Raw genomic sequence first — 15,725 nt, forward strand, 5'->3', positions numbered from 1 at the left:
CCAAAAAATTTATTCAAATGTTTCCCAGTGGAATAATCGATTAGGTTCCCGTTATATGTCTCAATACTCAATCCGCGATCGGTCGCCACTCAATTTATGGCTTTAGGGCACTCAATTTCAAGAATCCGTCACTCAACAAGAATAAATCTCTTGACATTAATGTGTCTCTCATGATCGAGGATGTGGTCCAGCGCGCAGAGTCGACTGGGTTTCACGGGCGTCAGCTCCAGAACCCGGTGAGCTGCCCCGCAAGGGATTTGCCTTGCTCGTAGCCGGCCCGGGCGGCGGACGGACGGAGTGACAGATCCATGGCATTGGCGCCGAACATGTGCTCGGAGTGGGCGTCCGGGAAGATCGTTTCGACCCTGCTGCCGCCTGCGCGGAGTTCGTCGACCTGCGTTGCCAGATGCGTGCCCCACTCCAGCGGTTGCAATGACTTGCCACCGAAGGGCGAGAGCACCAGGACCCGCCCGTACCCGGCTGCCAGATCGGCATTGTCGGCGTTGGACCGGTAGCCGCCGTCGATGTATCTCCCATCTCTGATCCTGTACGGCAGGCCACTGGAGCAGCTGGCGGCCACGGCGTCCGCCAGGCCGACTCCCGAGCCGCGGTCGAACACGACTGGTTCACCGCTGCGGGCATCGACCGCCGTGATGAGCACGGCTCGTTCCGGCCAGTCCTGCCTGGGCAGCCGCGCGGAAACGGTATCCCGCCATTGTGTCGACCAGGAGCCATCCGACGCCGCATCCATTTCAAGCGCGGCCGCGCCCATTCGGCGGCGCATATCAGCCACGTCCTGAGCTTCGGCGATGATCTTATTGATCCGCTCCAAGTGGTTGACCACTGGCCTGAGCGGTGCGCGGCCTGGTCCGGCCGGAGCGGACCGTTGCTGTGGGACGGCGTCAAGGATGGCGGCAAGCAGCTCAGCCGGGGGTGCACCTGTGATCTGGGCCGCGGCCGTGGATCCGGCCGACGTGCCGATGGTCAGATCGGCTTCGGTGACGTCCAGCCGTGCATCGAAGAGGCCGGCGACGACGCCGATCAGCCAAGCATTGCCGGTTGATCCGCCGCCACCTAGGACCAGCGCTCGCTCGCGGGAGTGCAGGGGTGAAGGAGATGTTGTATTCATGGGAGTCGCCTTTCGCGAATTGCCTGGCGGGCGCTCCCGGTGCCGACTACTTCAGTCGCGCGATCGTGGACTGCGGGGGAGCACCCATTGCGGATACTGCGTTCATGGGACTCACCTCCTGCCGAAAGATCACGATCGCCACGATGCTAGCACGCCCGCGATGCGGCGTGCTATGGGCATCATGGCGCCGGCCTAATCCTCCATCGGGAACGCTACGCCTTCGCCCACCACGCGGAGGCACAGTTCAGTACCGGGCCTGGTGATAGATGCGTTCCAGTGGCGGATGGTTATGACCTCGCCGCCCCCTGGGTAGGTCCGGGCGGCACCTTCGGCTGCAACGCGCGGAGCGAGCTTGATTCGCACCGTGGTCTCCGGGCCGAAGTAGTCGGTGTCGACAACGACGCCGCGGATGGGGCCATCCGGAGCTATCCGGATCTGTTCCGGGCGGAGCATCAACTGCACGAGGCCCTGTGCCGGGGGACGGCGCACAGGGATGCCGCCCAGTGAACAAGTGGCCAGGGAGCCTTCCATCCAGGCGTCCAGGATGACCGCATCACCGAGGAATTCGGCCGTTGCCCGGTCCGCAGGACGCGTGTACACCACGAACGGATTGCCGATCTGCGCAAGTTTGCCGCCGCGCATGATCGCCACTTGATCGGCGAAGGACAGGGCCTCGGCCTGATCGTGCGTCACAAGGATAGTGGTGACCCCGGCTTCGTTCAGCACTTTCGCTACGGCTCGCCGGGTGGCGACGCGGAGGCCGGCGTCGAGCGCGGAGAACGGCTCGTCGAGCAGCATGAGTTGCGGCTCACGGGCCAGGGCGCGGGCGAGAGCCACCCGTTGCTGCTGGCCTCCGGAGAGCTGGTGGGGGCGCCTCTTCGCCATGTCGGGATCGAGGGAAACCATCTCGAGCAATTGCTGGACGCGCGTCTTCACGGCGCGGCGGCCGCCGTCGAGCGCTGCTTTGTCCAGCCCGAACGCGACGTTCTGCCCCACGGTAAGGTGCGGGAAAAGCGCTCCGTCCTGGGCAACATAGCCGACGTGCCGCTTGTGGGCAGGCACCCAGATTCCGTCCCCGGCCACCTTGTTTCCGTTGAGGCTGATGGAGCCGGTGTCCGGGTGCTCAAAGCCGGCGATCAGGCGCAACAGGGTGGTCTTGCCGGATCCGGAAGGCCCGACGATGGCGGTGGTACCGCCCTTGGCCACGGAGAGGTTCACGCCCTTCAGCACGGCCTGCGAGCCGAAGTTCTTGGTGGCCTCGGCGATGTCCAGATGCGTGTTGGTGCTGGGAGCCACCGAAGCCGCTACGCGCGGTGACGGAAGCCTTGAGGGGGATTGTTCGGTCACTGTCCGGCTACTTTCTTGGACTGTTGGAAAAGCAGGTACGTCATGGGGGCGGACAACAAGATCATGAGCAGGGCGTAGGGTGCCGCGCCCGCGTAGTCGATCTCGCTGCTCTTGCTCCAGAATTCGGTGGCCAGGGTGTGCGTGCCGTTGGGCGATAGCAGCAGCGTTGCCGTCAGCTCGTTGACGATGGCGAGGAACACCAGCGCCGCCCCGCCGGCGGCGGCCGGTGCGGTGAGTCGCAGCGTTACTTTCAGGAAGGACACCAACGGGGCCTTGCCGAGCGATTGCGCGGCTTCGTCGAGTTCCTTGGGGGCCTGGGCCAGTCCGGAGCGAATGTTGACCAGTGCCCGCGGGAGGAACAACAACACATACGCAGCAATCAGGACCCCGGAGGTCTGGTAGAGCCCAGGCACCAACCGGATGCTGACAGTCACGAAGGCGAGGCCCACCACGATGCCCGGCAGGGAACTGGTGACGTAATTGGAGAGTTCCAGCATCTTGCTGAACCAGCTGGGGTGCCGCACGGCCAGATAGGCCATGGGGAAGCCGACGACGATTGTCGCCGCGGCGCCAACGGTGCCGTAAGCGAGGGTCTGGAGCAGCGCCGGAAGGAATTCATCGGCTGACCAGACGCGGGCGCCTCCCGCCACAACCCAGCGCAGGACAAAGAAGATCGGCAATCCGAAGGCCAGGACGGTGAGGGCAAGCAAGGCTAGCTGGGACGGAATCTGGTAGTGCCGCAGGGGCAGCCTGCCCGGCTTGGCCTGGGCGCCCGAACCCACGCGGGCATAGCGCGCGCTGCCGCGGCTCCTGACTTCCGCGAGAAGCAGGATGAGGCAGAAGAACACCAGGACGCTCGCCAGCATGTTCCCGGCCGTGCCGTTGAAGGTGGATTGGAACTGGGTCATGATCGCGGTGGTGAACGTGTCGAAGCGGATCATCGCGAACGCGCCGTATTCGGCCAACAGGTGCAGCGACACCAGGAGTGCGCCACCCGTCATTGCGATCCGTAGTTGCGGCAGGACCACCCGGAAGAAGATCGCCCACGGACCCAGGCCAAGGGACGCCGCGGACTGCTCAATCGCGGGGTCAAGGCGCCCCAGGGTTGCTGCGGCAGGAATGTAGACGAGGGGGAAATAGGAAAGCGTGGCGATGAGCACGCCGGACCAGATGCCCTCGAGGGAGGGAACCGCGGTTACCCACGCATAGCTGTTGACGAACGCCGGGATGGCCAGCGGGGCTGCCAAGGCCACGGCCCACCAACGATGCCCCCGCAGCCTGGTCCGCTCCACGAGCCATGCGCCGCCAACTCCCAACACCAGGCATATCGGCACCGTGAAGACCACGAGCATGACGGTGTTGAGGAGCAGCTCGCCAACGCGCGGCCTGAAGATGAGCGCGCGGGCGGTGTCCCACCCGGTCGCGGCCGTCATGTAAGCGACGTAACCCAGCGGGATGAGCGAAAACAGCGCGATCAGCACTGCCAGGACGGATAGTGCGGAAACGCCGAATGGCGGGCGGGGGCGCTTGCCCCTGCCCGCCGTCGTCGTGCCCGCTGAAGCTTCCGGGGTGTCCGAAGAGATGCGAGCCGATAGATCAGAGGTCACAGAATTACAGCAGTCCTGCCTTGGTCATCAGGTCGGTGACCTTTGCGGAGTTCAATTTGGCCGGATCCACGGTGGGAGCTTGCAGATCCTTGATGGGAACGAGTTTAGCGTTCGAGTCCACGTTGGAAGCGATGGCGTATTCGTAGGAGGTGCCGTTCTTGAGGACTTCCTGGCCCTTCTTGCCGGTGATGAACTTGATGAATGCCTGGGCAGCCGCGGAGTTCTTGGAGGATTTCAGGACGCCTCCACCGGAGACGGACAGGAAAGCGCCCGGGTCCTGGTTCTTGAAGAAATACGGGGTGACCTTGTTGGAGTTCTCGCCGGTCTTGGCCTGGTCGCCGTAGTAGTAATAGTGGTAGATCAACGCTGCGTCGACTTCGCCGGCGTTGACTGCCTTCATGGCGGTGCTGTTGCCCTTGTATGCCTTGAAGTTCTCCTTCATGCCCTTGAGCCACTCAGTGGTGGCGGCCTCGCCCTTCTGTTCGAGGAGCGCCGCAACGATCGCTTGGAAGTCGGCGCCCGACGGCGAAGCAGCCCACCGGCCCTTCCACTCGGGCTTGGCCAGGTCCAGCATGGACTTGGGCAGCTTGTCGTCGCTGATCTTGGTCTTGTCGTAGACCAGCACGGTGGAGCGGGCGGCGATACCGGTCCACTTGTTGGTGGACGGGCGGTACGCGGCCGGGACCTGGTCCACAGTGGCCTTGTCGATGTCGGCGAAAAGGCCGGCGTTCTCAACCTGGGCCATGGCGGGGGAGTTCTCCGTGAGGAAGACGTCGGCCGGGGACGCCGCGCCTTCCTGGATGATCTGGTTCGAAAGTTCGGTATCGGAACCTTGGCGAACGGTGACCTTGACGCCGGTCTCCTTGGTGAACGCGTCTACCCATTCCTTGGTCAGGGTGTCGTGCTGGGCATTGTAGACAGTGATTTCGCCAGCCACTTTGTTGTCTCCGGAGGCTGAACCGGCGGCCGCAGGCGAGGCGGTCCCATTACCGCAAGCGGTGAGGGCGAGGGCGGTGGTGGCGGCGAGGGCAATGCCTGCCAGCGCTTTGGCGCGAGTCTTCATGAGGGCTACTTTCTGCGAGCAAGTCCTAGGAGCCCGGGGAAGGAAATGCGGGCTCACAGCTTGAAACTTTAGGTTAGCCATACCTAAATTGCCATCCAGAATGTGCCATCGTGACCGGAATCACATGTATTACGCAAGGTTTCTGTGCCCTAATAGGCGAAGAGGGCGTGTCGCCGCTTGAGTCGGTGCCTTGCGGCAGTGGATAAGCTGGCTCCATGCCCGGTCTCGCCGAAGTCCTGCCGACGTTCCTCGGGGTCGGCGTCCTGATGGCGGCCACCCTCGCGCTGCTCCTGGTGTTCCGGACGCCCCACCCTTTTGCGCCTGCGCTGGCCATCCTCCGCGGAGCCGTGCAGCTCGCCGCGATCAGCTTTGTCCTGGGTGGCGTGATCACCAGCCCGCTTTGGGTGGCGGCAGCGCTTCTGGTGATGTTTGCGGTAGCCGCGATAAGTGCCACCCGCCGGATTGGCTGGAGCCTGCCCCACTTGGGCTTGGTCAGCGGCTCCATGGCAGCGGGAATCGGCGTAACACTTGCCGTGATTTTTGCGACAGGTGCCATCGCGTTCACTCCCCGTTACGCGCTCGCGATTGGCGGGATCGTCATCGGCAACGGCATGACCATCGCAGTCCTGGCCGGACGGCGCTTTAAGGAGTCGGTCTACGAGCATTGGGAGGAGGTCGAAGGTTGGCTCGCGCTCGGCGCGTCGCCGAGGCAAGCAACGCTCGATCTCGCTCGACGCACCGTGTATTCGGCCCTTATCCCGTCAACCGATCAAACCAAGACGACGGGACTTGTCACCCTCCCCGGGGCGTTCGTCGGGGCCATCTTCGGTGGGGTTTCTCCTTTTGAGGCCGGCCGCTTCCAGATCGTGGTGCTCGCGGCGATCATGGCCGCAGGTGCAATGACCGCCGTCATGATCATCGGAATCCTCGCGCCAATGCGCGTGCGTCCAGCAACGCTGCGCTGACACCGCGGGACGCGGAATGGACGGCAAGCTAACGCGGGCGCGCCTCCGGCCGACAGTAGGAACTGCACCGCCTCCTACCAGCGCCTCCCTAGCTAAAGCAGAAACAGCCCATGATCGTAGTCACCCGCCTGAACGGCACCCGCTTTGCCGTGAATCCGGACATCATTGAACGGATCCACGAAAGCCCGGACACCCACCTGGTGACCCTCGACGGCGCTACGTACGTTGTGCGGGAAAACCTCGCTGAGGTCGTGGAACTGATTGCGAACTACCGGGCCTATATTCTTCGGCGGGCACAGGATCTCCCCACAGTGACGGGCTATCCCCTGAGCCTCGTGCGCACACCGGACGCGGACGGAAGGTAAACCATGGATCCCTCGACAATAATCGGCCTGTTCCTGGCGTTCGGCTCGGTTGTGGCCATGGTGACCCTCGAAGACGCCAACCTCATGGCCCTCCTGCTTCCCGCGCCCATGGTCCTGGTCTTCGGCGCCACCTTGGCCGTGGGCCTGGCCGGGAACACATTCCGCGATACCCTCCGGGCGTTCAAAGACCTCCCCAAGGCGTTCAAGGGAAAGACCGACAAGCCGCAGGAAAGCATCGACCAACTGATCGGCTTTGCCGAGAAGGCGCGGAGCGAGGGCCTCCTCTCCCTCGAAGAGGCAGCCACGGAGGAGAAGGATCCCTTCCTGGCCCGCGCCCTGCAGAACATCGCCGACGGCACGGACGCCGAGGAGCTGCGCATCCTCATGGAAGACGAGATCGACTCCAAGATGCGCAGCGACCACGTCTCTGCCAAATTCTTCGCCAGCCTGGGCGGCTACGCGCCGACCATCGGCATTATCGGCACAGTGGTATCCCTGACCCACGTCCTTGAGAACCTCTCTTCCCCCGATCACCTGGGGCCGATGATCGCCTCCGCTTTCGTGGCGACCCTCTGGGGTTTGTTGTCCGCGAACTTCATCTGGCTGCCGTTCAGCTCGAGGCTCAAGCGGCTGTCCGAGCTCGAGATCGAACGCATGACCCTCCTGATGGAAGGCATATTGGCGGTCCAGAACGGGACCCAGCCCCTCCTGCTCGCCGAGCGGCTTCGCGCCATGGTTCCCCCGGACAGGCTCGGCAAGGCGAAAACGGCAACAAAGAACGACGACGACGATGCCCGCCCCGGCAAATTCGCTTCGTCCAAGGCCGCATGAGGTCCAGGCGCCGCCGCAGTTCACCTCCGGCGGAAGAACACGTCGACGAACGCTGGATGGCTTCCTACATGGATATGGTCACGGTGCTCATGTGTATGTTCATCGTGCTCTTTGCAATGTCCACGGTGGACCAGGCCAAATTCGACAAACTCCGCAATTCGCTGGCCACGGGTTTCGGCGCGGTGGTCAGCCAGAAGGTGGACACCGCCACCGGGACGGTCGTTCCTCCGGAATACACAAACGCCGACGCCCAGGGATTCTCCAACCTGGACCTCGCACTCAAGGAAGCGGACCGGCTCACCGCTTTGCGGGACGAGATGAAATCGAAGCTCGACGCCGCGGGGCTGGGGGCCAATGTGCAGTTCCAGATCAACGAACGCGGACTCACCGTGAAACTCGTAGGATCCCAGACCTTCTTCGAACCCGACCGGCCTGAGCTCACGTCCCGCGCGAGCCAGGTCCTTGGCATGATCGGTCCGACCATGGCCAAGGCGGCCCTTGAAATCATGGTGGAAGGCCACGCCGCCAACGGGATCACCTCGTACCCCTCCACGTGGGAGCTGTCTTCGGCGCGCTCCGTCAACGTCCTCAGGTACCTCGTCGACCATGAAGGCATTTCGGCAGGGCACATCGGCGCCGTCGCGTTCGGATCCGCCCGGCAGGTCAACGACGATTCCACCGAGGCCCTGATGGAGCTCAACCGCAGGGTCGACGTCGTCGTCCTCTCGGATAAGCCCGAAGTCGTCCGCGCCCTGATCCCAGAGGCACTCAAAGCGAGGGCCGGCGGCCACTAGGGCGGCGAGCTTGCTCCGGGCGGTGGCGGGGCGGCGTCGGAATCCGTGGAAATGGCCGGCGTGCCGAGGTACCCTCGTGGCATGACCCCGGAAGACATCGCCAGGCTCACGTACCTGCGCCGGGCCCGCGACCTAATCGACCGCGAGTACGCCAAGCCCCTCGACGTACCCACCATGGCCAGCCATGCCTTCATGTCGCCGGCGCACTTCTCGCGCCAGTTCCGCGCGGCCTACGGGGAGACACCTTACAACTACCTCATGACCCGCCGCATCGAGCGCGCGATGGCGCTCCTGCGCGCAGGAATGACTGTGACCGACGCGTGCATGGAGGTCGGTTGTACGTCACTTGGCTCCTTCAGTTCGCGTTTCACCGAACTCGTGGGCGTGCCTCCGAGCACATACCGCGCACGCGAGCACTTGGCCGTGGTTGCCATGCCGGCGTGCGTGGCGAAGATACGCACCCGGCCCACCCGGAGCGAAGCGAACAAGCGTCGGGAGGCGCTCGCTGTCGCCGCGGACTGACTAAACCCTGAATTGCAGGTCATATTTGCTTTGCGGAAGACACGTGCCGTTGTGGCCGCATGTGAGGGTTATTCTGAAGCCATGCCCAATATTCGCGTATCTGAAGCAGCCCGGTTCCTGGGCGTCAGTGACGACACCGTCCGGCGCTGGACCGAGAACGGCACCCTGACGCCGGTCAAGGATGATTCCGGCCGTCTGGCGGTGGATGGGCTGGAGCTTGCCCACGTCGCGCGGGACCAGGCCCAGTTGCCTGAGGATCCCACCCGGGTGGGCCGCTCGGCACGCAACCGCTTCGTCGGACTGGTTACCGGCATCACCGCCGACAAGGTCATGGCCCAGGTGGAACTGCAGTGCGGTCCCTTCCGCGTCGTATCGCTCATGAGCACCGAGGCCGTCCGGGAACTCGGGCTCGAACTCGGCTCGGTCGCCACAGCCGTGGTCAAGGCAACCACGGTCATCATCGAAACACCCCAGGGAAAGAGCACCATATGAGGATCACCCGCACGCGTGTCGCCGCGCTGCTCGTTGCCGGCGCCCTCGCGGCCGGCACCACCGGCTGCGGTACGGGCAGCCCCGCGGGCACCGCGAGCAGCGGATCGGCCAGCGCCAGCGAAACGCCAAGGCTCACCGGTACAGTGACGGTTTACGCGGCTGCCTCGCTGAAGGCGACGTTCACCAAGCTGGCCGGCGAATTCGAGGCCACGAACCCGGGCACCAAAGTCGCCCTGAGCTTCGCAGGGTCTTCAGACCTTGTCACGCAGATCACCCAGGGCGCGCCGGCGGACGTCTTCGCCTCGGCAGATACGAAGAACATGGCCAAGCTCTCTGACGCCAACCTGCTCGACGGACCGGCCAAGAACTTCGCCACCAACGTCCTGAGCATTGCCGTCCCGCCGTCCAATCCGGCGTCCATCCGTTCCTTCGCGGACCTGGCCAAGCCGGGGGTCAAGGTGGTTGTGTGCGCCAGCCAAGTACCCTGCGGCTCCGCAGCCCAGACCATCGAAAAGGCCACCGGCACGGTCCTCAAACCGGTTAGTGAGGAGTCTTCCGTGACTGATGTCCTGGGCAAGGTCGCCTCCGGGGAAGCGGACGCCGGACTCGTCTACGTCACCGACGTCAAGGGCGCCGGGGATAAGGTCAAGGGAATCGCTTTCGCCGAGTCGGACAAGGCTGTCAACACCTACCCGATCGGCACCGTCGGCACCAGCAAGAACAAGGATCTGGCCGCCGCCTTCATCGCTTTGGTGACGGGAAGCGAAGGCAGGAAAGTTCTCGGCGACGCCGGTTTCGGAACGCCATAAACCATTTCGGAACGCCATAAACCTTCAGAACGAAGAGAGCAGGATTCGAGAAGCGCTTGCGGGCACCGCGGACTAGCGTCATTGCCATGACTATTTCACTGCAGTACTCACAAATCACTGTCAACGATCCTGACGAAGCACTTACCTTCTACCGGGATGCCCTCGGCCTCGAGGTTCTCAATGACGTCGCGCAAGGCGGATTCCGTTGGGTGACGCTCGGCAGCTCCGAGCAGCCGGGCGTTGAAATCGTGCTTTCCGAACCCCATGCTGGCCGGTCCAAGGCCGACGGCGACGCCCTCCAGGAACTGGTCACCAAGGGGGTCCTGGGCCCGATCGTCTTCCGCACTGACGACGTCGACACGCTCTTCGAGAAGGTCAGGGCCTCGGGCGCAGAGGTCATGCAGGAGCCGATCGACCAGCCATGGGGTCCCCGCGACTGCGCCTTCCGCGATCCTTCGGGAAACATGGTGAGGATCAACCAGGCGCCGGCCGCGTAGCTTGCGCCCGGGCCGGTGGGTGTGGCCCCGGGCCACACGCACCGGCCGCCCGGAAACTCGTCCCTTACGCCCGCACTTTCGTTGCCGATAGTGGCAACCGTGAGTGAACAGGAAGATCAATCGGCGGGACGGCAGCGGACCGTGGACGTCTACGACTTCCGCAGGCCTACGACCCTGCCGCGCCAGCACAGCCGCGTCCTGGAAGTGGCTTTCGAGACGTTCGCCCGCCAATGGGGAACGCAGCTCACAGCCAAGGTCCGCGTGAAATCCACCGCGACCCTTGAGCAGCTCATCATGCAGAGCTACGACGAATATGCCGCGTCACTCCCTTCGGTCACCTCGATGGTGCTGTGCCGCATTGAGGGCACCGAATCGCGGCTGGTCATGCAGTTTCCTGCCACGGCCGCATTGTCCTGGGTCACCCGCATGCTGGGCGGGGCCAGCGAGTCGGCCGTCCCGGATCGGAAGTTCACCCAGATCGAGCAGGCCCTCATCAGCCGCATGGTGGAAGACGGACTGGAGGACCTGAGCTATTCGCTTGGCGCCCTGCTGACCACCCCTGTGCGCATGGACGTCATCCAGTACAACTCCCAGTTCGCCCAGGCTGCGGCTCCGGCGGAACTCATGATCGTGGCCTCATTCACCGTGAAGGTGGGCGAAAGCCTTGCGACGGCCAGTCTCGCGATTCCCGCGGACATCCTCCTTTCCGGGCTCGGCGACGTGAATCCCACTGTTCACAGCGGCGACGCCGAGGCGCTGGTCCGCGCCCAGGTCACCCAGGTGCCGGTAGACATAGCCATCCAGTTGAGCCCCACTCCGGTCACGCCGGCGCAGATCCTGGGCCTCGCCGTCGGGGACGTCATTCCGCTGCCACACCTGGAGAACAGGCCCTTCGACGTCGCCATCAACGGCACGCGCCTGGCCACCGCAGCACCGGCCCGCAACGGCTCCCGTGCAGCCGCCGTCATCGTCACAATCGAGGAGAACCAGCGATGAGCATCACCCTGACCCTGCACGAGTCCGCGGCGGAACGTCTCGCAATGCAACTGCCGACTCCTGCCACGCTGCAGGTCTCCGGGATTGTCCCGCCCCAGGCCGCCGCGTCGTACGCGCCGCTCGCGGTCACGGCCACTTTCGTGGGTGCCGTGACCGCGGACTTCGCACTCATCCTCACGGACCGTTCATTCCTGGCCGCCGCCGGTGGCGGGTTGACCGGCGCCGCATCCCAAGGCGGCCTGCCCGCCGGAGTGGGGTCCGGCAGCGTCGTGTCGGGCGTCGACATCTTGCGTCCGGCGATGGAACACGCAGCTGAGGCGTTCGATGCCGGCGTGCTGGGGGAGTTGCGCGAGGAAGACGGCTCCGGGCTGCTGTCCGATCCGGAAACCGCGGTTTTTGAACTGCGCCAGCCGCACGCGATGGACGGCGGGCAGGCGTTCGGCTGGTTCGCCGTCCGGGTCCGCGAACACGGGACCGTGCAGGACACCACTGCCCCGCGGCGGCCCCAGCCCGAGGCGGCTTCGTCCCGCCTTGGACTGATCAGCAACGTCGAAATGGCCCTCACCGTGGAAATCGGCCGCACCCGCATGTCCGTGCGCGACGCCCTCGCCCTGGAACCGGGCAAAGTGATCGAACTGGACCGTTCGGCCGGTGCGCCCGCGGATGTCCTCCTCAACGGCCGCCTGATCGCGCACGGCGAAGTCGTCGTCGTGGACCAGGACTACGCGGTGCGCATCACCCGCATCCTGGACGTCGCCGAGGGAATTTACTAGATGGATTCGCTCATCCTCGGGCTGCGCGTGCTGGTGGCCCTGGGTGCGGTGCTGGGACTCATTTGGGTACTGCAGCGCCGTCTTCTCAAAGGCAAAGCCAAAGGCCGACGCCGGGCCAACACGACCCTGACGGTGGTCAGCCGGCAGGCTGTCGGCCAAAAGGCCTCTGTGGTGGTGGTCGACGCCGGTGACAAGCGCTTCCTGCTGGGCGTCACCGAGCACGCCATCAACGTCCTGCACAGCGGGGACGTGCCGATGGAACTTCCGGAAAGCACGACGGCGGAGGCACCTGAGAGCTTCGCGGACATCTTCCGCGACGCCGGTGGCACGCCGCTTCCCGACAACATGCCCCCAGCCGCCGCACTCCAAGGCAGCGGACTCACCCGCCGCAGCGAGATCCACCGACGCAGCGGGCTGGACAAAGCCCAGCCCATGCACGGTTCCATCCTTGCCGGTTCCACTTGGCGGCAGGCTGCCGAGGCCATCAGGGGACGCCGGAATTGATCCTGACTCTTGGGCCTGCCGATGCCCTCCGCACCGGCAGGAGATCGCTCGCCGTGCGCAGGACGCTTCCAGCGGTGCTCTGCGTCGTGTTGCTGACGGCCCTGTTCCTGTGGCTGGGCGCATCCGCAGGGCATGCGGCACCGGTCAGCCCGACGCCACCTACCGCGCCCGCGGTCCCCACCGCGCCGGCCCAACCCTCCAGCGGCAACGTCAGCATCAACATCAACGGGCTGGACGGAAAGCCGTCCACCGCGGTGGTGACTTTGATCGGGATCACGCTGCTCTCCGTCGCTCCTGCCCTGCTGCTCATGATGACCTCGTTCACCAAGATCTTCGTGGTGCTGGCCATGACCCGCAACGCCTTGTCCCTACCGTCCATCCCGCCCAACCAAGTGCTGGCCGGGCTGGCGCTCTTCCTGTCCCTGTTCGTGATGTGGCCCGTGATTTCGGAGATCAACAACGTCGGCATCCAGCCCTACCTGAACGGGACGCTGGACTTCAATGGAGCCGTTTCCGCCGGATCCGCGCCACTCCAGCACTTCATGGTGGCGCACACCCGCCAAGAAGACATTGCCCTCATGACCAGGGCTGCCAAGCTCGATAACCCGGCAAACCCGCAATCGGTCCCGTTACAGACCCTCATCCCGGCGTTCATGATCTCCGAACTCCGGGCGGCGTTCATCATCGGTTTCGTCATTTTCATCCCGTTCCTGGTGATCGACCTCGTTGTCTCGGCCGCGCTCATGTCCATGGGCATGATGATGCTTCCGCCCGTGATGATCTCCCTGCCCTTCAAGATCCTGCTGTTCATCCTGGTGGACGGCTGGGGACTGGTGATCACCGCCTTGATCCAGAGTTATTCGAGCGGCTGATGGATACGAACGCAGTCCTGGACATTTGCCTCCAGGCCCTGATTCTTGCGGCCAAGCTTGCCGCGCCTGCCTTGATCACCGCGCTGGTGGTGGGCCTCGCTATTTCCCTGCTGCAGTCCATCACCCAGCTGCAGGAAGCCACCCTCTCCTTCGTGCCCAAGGCAGTTGCCGTGGCTGTGGCCCTGGTGGTGTGCGGGCATTGGATGATCACCGAGGCGGTCTCCTTCACCAGCGAGCTCTTTGCCCGGATACCCGGCCTGATCGGCGGAGCGTGAAGTGGAGCTTCCCTTCAACCAGTCCTGGCTTGAAGTCCTGTTGTTGGCTTCCGTCCGGATGACGGCCTTCTTGGTGGTGGCCCCGCCGTTCGCGCACCAAGCAATCCCGCTGCGCGTCAAAGCGATGCTTGGGATCGGTTTGGGGCTGGCAGTCTCCCAACGGCTCTCCGTGGGCTACACCTCCAAGGACACCGCAGGGTTCATCACGGCCGTGGTCCTTGAGCTCGTGACAGGCGTGGTCCTCGGCTTCCTCGTTCTCCTCGTCTTCGCGGCCGTCCAATCCGCCGGCAGCCTGATAGACCTCTTCAGCGGATTCCAGATGGCCCAGGGCTTCGATCCCCAGATGATGATCAACGGCGCCCAATTCACCCGTCTGATGCAGATGGCCGCCATGGCGCTGCTTTTCGCGTCGGACGGCTACCAGCTGGTGATCGGCGGCCTGACCGGGAGTTTCACCGCCTTGCCACTGGCCGGAGGGCTGGACATGGCACAGCCCGTGCACGCCATGATTTCGGCTGTCACGGGGATGTTCCTATCCGCGGTGCAAATCGCCGGGCCTTTGCTGGTGGTGCTGGTACTCGCCGACATCGGGCTGGGGCTCCTCACCCGCGTGGCGCCGGCCCTGAACGCCTTCGCCATGGGCTTTCCCCTTAAGGTCTTCATCACCCTCGCGCTCGCGGGGTTCCTGTTCCTCGCACTGCCCCGTCTCGTTGCCATGTTCGCCGAGCAGGCGGCGAACACCCTGATGGGGGTGGGCTGAGTGTCGGATTCACAGGAGAAAACCGAGCAAGCCACCGACAAACGGATGCGGGAAGTCAGGTCCAAAGGGCAGCTTTCCCGCTCGCAGGACCTCACCGCCTGGCTCGCTGTCGGATCCGCGGCGGCCATGATCCCGTCCACCATCGAGCGTGCCTCGAACGCGGCAGCGGACCAGCTGTTCACCGTCCGCGGCGTGATCGCGGACCCCGAACCCGCCAAGGCCGTGGCAGCACTTGAAGCCGGGTTCGGTTCTTTGGCCCAGGTACTGGGACCTCTGTTCGTGGTGGTCATGGTGGTGGTGCTGGCCGGATCCGCGGTGCAAGGCGGTATCCACTTCAAGAAGTTCCGCGCCGAGTTCGAACACTTCAACCTTGTCAGCGGACTCAAACGCGTCTTCGGCGGCCAAGCACTGTGGGGTGGGCTGAAGGCTCTACTGAAGACCGCCGTCGTCGGGCTGGTCCTCTACGCGGTAGTGCAGGGCCTCATCCCGGTGCTCCTCACTGCCGGGGGACTGCCCGTGTCAGGCATCCTCGCGGCAGCGGCAGGGGGCATCGGCTCGTTGATCCAGTTCGCCGTGCTCGCGGGCCTGGTCCTGGCTTCCGCGGACATCTTCGTGGTCATGCGCCGCAACCGCAAGAAGACGCGCATGTCCAAAAAGGAAATCAAGGACGAAAGCAAGAACAGCGACGGCGATCCCCTCATCAAGTCCCAGCGCCGCTCGCGCCAATTGAGCATGAGCCGGAACCGCATGATCGGCGCGATCGCGGACGCCGACGTCGTGATCGTCAACCCGACGCATGTCGCCGTTGCACTGAAGTACGACGCCGGCAAAGCGGCACCGCGCGTGGTGGCCAAGGGAGCCGGGGTGATCGCTGCCCGTATCAGGGAGGAGGCGGAGGCGAGATCCGTCCCGATGGTCCAGGACATCCCGCTGGCCAGGGCACTGCACTCGGCCTGCGATCTGGGCCAGGAGATCCCCGTGGAGCTGTACCGGGCCGTGGCCGGAGTCCTGGCGTTCGTGATGTCGCTCAAGGCCAGGGGAGCGGCACGCGGAATGCGCCGCCTGCCTGGCCTGGCCGGAACCGTCGCCGGAGCGCCCGCATGAGCCGGCTCCCTGGCCTCCGC

General features: G+C 64.6%; 19 protein-coding genes. 15 read left to right on the top strand and 4 right to left on the bottom strand.

Going from position 1 to position 15,725, the window contains the following annotated elements; genetic code table 11:
- Nucleotides 1–220 precede the first annotated feature (220 nt).
- The 4 genes from J2S96_RS03945 to J2S96_RS03960 all read right to left on the bottom strand — a co-directional run bounded on the left by J2S96_RS03945 (nt 221) and on the right by J2S96_RS03960 (nt 5,146).
- The gene (locus tag J2S96_RS03945; protein WP_306860116.1) at nt 221–1,129 is read right to left on the bottom strand and encodes a patatin-like phospholipase family protein; all 909 of its coding nucleotides are present in this window, start codon (nt 1,127–1,129) and stop codon (nt 221–223) included.
- 192 nt (nt 1,130–1,321) lie between these two features.
- Nucleotides 1,322–2,476, bottom strand: coding sequence for an ABC transporter ATP-binding protein (locus J2S96_RS03950; protein ID WP_306860118.1), 1,155 nt, complete (start codon nt 2,474–2,476; stop codon nt 1,322–1,324).
- On the bottom strand, nt 2,473–4,083 hold the full coding sequence (locus J2S96_RS03955; RefSeq protein WP_306860121.1) for an ABC transporter permease: 1,611 nt from the start codon (nt 4,081–4,083) through the stop codon (nt 2,473–2,475). Before J2S96_RS03955 ends, J2S96_RS03950 begins: the two co-directional genes overlap by 4 nt.
- A gap of 4 nt (nt 4,084–4,087) precedes the next feature.
- Nucleotides 4,088–5,146 carry an iron ABC transporter substrate-binding protein gene (locus J2S96_RS03960; protein ID WP_306860123.1) on the bottom strand — a complete coding sequence of 353 codons (1,059 nt, stop codon included), beginning with the start codon at nt 5,144–5,146 and terminating at the stop codon, nt 4,088–4,090.
- A 215-nt stretch (nt 5,147–5,361) separates the two neighbouring features.
- Between J2S96_RS03960 and J2S96_RS03965 the strand changes: the two genes are divergently transcribed.
- The 15 genes from J2S96_RS03965 to J2S96_RS04035 all read left to right on the top strand — a co-directional run bounded on the left by J2S96_RS03965 (nt 5,362) and on the right by J2S96_RS04035 (nt 15,705).
- Nucleotides 5,362–6,111 carry an ABC transporter permease gene (locus J2S96_RS03965; protein WP_306860127.1) on the top strand — a complete coding sequence of 250 codons (750 nt, stop codon included), beginning with the start codon at nt 5,362–5,364 and terminating at the stop codon, nt 6,109–6,111.
- Nucleotides 6,112–6,221: 110 nt separating this feature from the next.
- Nucleotides 6,222–6,476, top strand: coding sequence for a flagellar FlbD family protein (locus J2S96_RS03970; protein WP_306860129.1), 255 nt, complete (start codon nt 6,222–6,224; stop codon nt 6,474–6,476).
- A 3-nt stretch (nt 6,477–6,479) separates the two neighbouring features.
- On the top strand, nt 6,480–7,307 hold the full coding sequence (locus J2S96_RS03975; RefSeq protein WP_306860130.1) for a motility protein A: 828 nt from the start codon (nt 6,480–6,482) through the stop codon (nt 7,305–7,307).
- Nucleotides 7,304–8,101, top strand: coding sequence for an OmpA/MotB family protein (locus J2S96_RS03980; protein WP_306860132.1), 798 nt, complete (start codon nt 7,304–7,306; stop codon nt 8,099–8,101). Before J2S96_RS03975 ends, J2S96_RS03980 begins: the two co-directional genes overlap by 4 nt.
- A gap of 81 nt (nt 8,102–8,182) precedes the next feature.
- Nucleotides 8,183–8,623 (top strand): helix-turn-helix transcriptional regulator, encoded by a 441-nt coding sequence (locus J2S96_RS03985; protein ID WP_306860134.1) that lies wholly within the window; start codon nt 8,183–8,185, stop codon nt 8,621–8,623.
- An 81-nt stretch (nt 8,624–8,704) separates the two neighbouring features.
- Nucleotides 8,705–9,115, top strand: coding sequence for a TOBE domain-containing protein (locus tag J2S96_RS03990; protein WP_306860136.1), 411 nt, complete (start codon nt 8,705–8,707; stop codon nt 9,113–9,115).
- Nucleotides 9,112–9,924 carry a molybdate ABC transporter substrate-binding protein gene (gene modA, locus J2S96_RS03995; protein WP_306860138.1) on the top strand — a complete coding sequence of 271 codons (813 nt, stop codon included), beginning with the start codon at nt 9,112–9,114 and terminating at the stop codon, nt 9,922–9,924. Before J2S96_RS03990 ends, modA begins: the two co-directional genes overlap by 4 nt.
- A gap of 86 nt (nt 9,925–10,010) precedes the next feature.
- The gene (locus J2S96_RS04000) at nt 10,011–10,421 is read left to right on the top strand and encodes a VOC family protein (RefSeq protein ID WP_306860140.1); all 411 of its coding nucleotides are present in this window, start codon (nt 10,011–10,013) and stop codon (nt 10,419–10,421) included.
- A 99-nt stretch (nt 10,422–10,520) separates the two neighbouring features.
- Nucleotides 10,521–11,417, top strand: a complete 897-nt coding sequence (locus J2S96_RS04005; RefSeq protein WP_306860141.1) for a flagellar motor switch protein FliM — start codon at nt 10,521–10,523, stop codon at nt 11,415–11,417.
- Nucleotides 11,414–12,190, top strand: coding sequence for a flagellar motor switch protein FliN (gene fliN, locus J2S96_RS04010; RefSeq protein ID WP_306860143.1), 777 nt, complete (start codon nt 11,414–11,416; stop codon nt 12,188–12,190). The genes J2S96_RS04005 and fliN overlap by 4 nt, the downstream gene beginning before the upstream one ends.
- Nucleotides 12,191–12,694 carry a flagellar biosynthetic protein FliO gene (gene fliO, locus J2S96_RS04015; RefSeq protein WP_306860144.1) on the top strand — a complete coding sequence of 168 codons (504 nt, stop codon included), beginning with the start codon at nt 12,191–12,193 and terminating at the stop codon, nt 12,692–12,694.
- A gap of 2 nt (nt 12,695–12,696) precedes the next feature.
- On the top strand, nt 12,697–13,566 hold the full coding sequence (gene fliP / locus J2S96_RS04020) for a flagellar type III secretion system pore protein FliP (protein WP_370872998.1): 870 nt from the start codon (nt 12,697–12,699) through the stop codon (nt 13,564–13,566).
- Nucleotides 13,566–13,841 carry a flagellar biosynthesis protein FliQ gene (fliQ, locus tag J2S96_RS04025; protein ID WP_306860145.1) on the top strand — a complete coding sequence of 92 codons (276 nt, stop codon included), beginning with the start codon at nt 13,566–13,568 and terminating at the stop codon, nt 13,839–13,841. The genes fliP and fliQ overlap by 1 nt, the downstream gene beginning before the upstream one ends.
- A 1-nt stretch (nt 13,842) precedes the next feature.
- Nucleotides 13,843–14,601 (top strand): flagellar biosynthetic protein FliR, encoded by a 759-nt coding sequence (locus J2S96_RS04030; protein WP_306860146.1) that lies wholly within the window; start codon nt 13,843–13,845, stop codon nt 14,599–14,601.
- A complete protein-coding gene (locus tag J2S96_RS04035) occupies nt 14,602–15,705 on the top strand; it encodes an EscU/YscU/HrcU family type III secretion system export apparatus switch protein (RefSeq protein ID WP_306860147.1) in 1,104 nt (367 codons plus the stop codon).
- Nucleotides 15,706–15,725: the final 20 nt, after the last annotated feature.

This window comes from Arthrobacter bambusae (genome assembly GCF_030812595.1).
In the GTDB taxonomy this organism is placed as follows: domain Bacteria; phylum Actinomycetota; class Actinomycetes; order Actinomycetales; family Micrococcaceae; genus Arthrobacter; species Arthrobacter bambusae_B.

Excerpts from the sequence above, each read along its gene's own strand:
- J2S96_RS04000 (WP_306860140.1), top strand. The coding sequence starts at position 10,011 with ATGACTATTTCACTGCAGTACTCACAAATCACTGTCAACGATCCTGAC.
- fliN (WP_306860143.1), top strand. The coding sequence starts at position 11,414 with ATGAGCATCACCCTGACCCTGCACGAGTCCGCGGCGGAACGTCTCGCA.
- J2S96_RS03985 (WP_306860134.1), top strand. The coding sequence starts at position 8,183 with ATGACCCCGGAAGACATCGCCAGGCTCACGTACCTGCGCCGGGCCCGC.
- modA (WP_306860138.1), top strand. The coding sequence starts at position 9,112 with ATGAGGATCACCCGCACGCGTGTCGCCGCGCTGCTCGTTGCCGGCGCC.
- J2S96_RS03975 (WP_306860130.1), top strand. The coding sequence starts at position 6,480 with ATGGATCCCTCGACAATAATCGGCCTGTTCCTGGCGTTCGGCTCGGTT.
- J2S96_RS03980 (WP_306860132.1), top strand. The coding sequence starts at position 7,304 with ATGAGGTCCAGGCGCCGCCGCAGTTCACCTCCGGCGGAAGAACACGTC.
- fliO (WP_306860144.1), top strand. The coding sequence starts at position 12,191 with ATGGATTCGCTCATCCTCGGGCTGCGCGTGCTGGTGGCCCTGGGTGCG.
- J2S96_RS03965 (WP_306860127.1), top strand. The coding sequence starts at position 5,362 with ATGCCCGGTCTCGCCGAAGTCCTGCCGACGTTCCTCGGGGTCGGCGTC.
- J2S96_RS03945 (WP_306860116.1), bottom strand. The coding sequence starts at position 1,129 with ATGAATACAACATCTCCTTCACCCCTGCACTCCCGCGAGCGAGCGCTG.
- J2S96_RS03970 (WP_306860129.1), top strand. The coding sequence starts at position 6,222 with ATGATCGTAGTCACCCGCCTGAACGGCACCCGCTTTGCCGTGAATCCG.
- J2S96_RS03990 (WP_306860136.1), top strand. The coding sequence starts at position 8,705 with ATGCCCAATATTCGCGTATCTGAAGCAGCCCGGTTCCTGGGCGTCAGT.
- J2S96_RS03960 (WP_306860123.1), bottom strand. The coding sequence starts at position 5,146 with ATGAAGACTCGCGCCAAAGCGCTGGCAGGCATTGCCCTCGCCGCCACC.
- fliQ (WP_306860145.1), top strand. The coding sequence starts at position 13,566 with ATGGATACGAACGCAGTCCTGGACATTTGCCTCCAGGCCCTGATTCTT.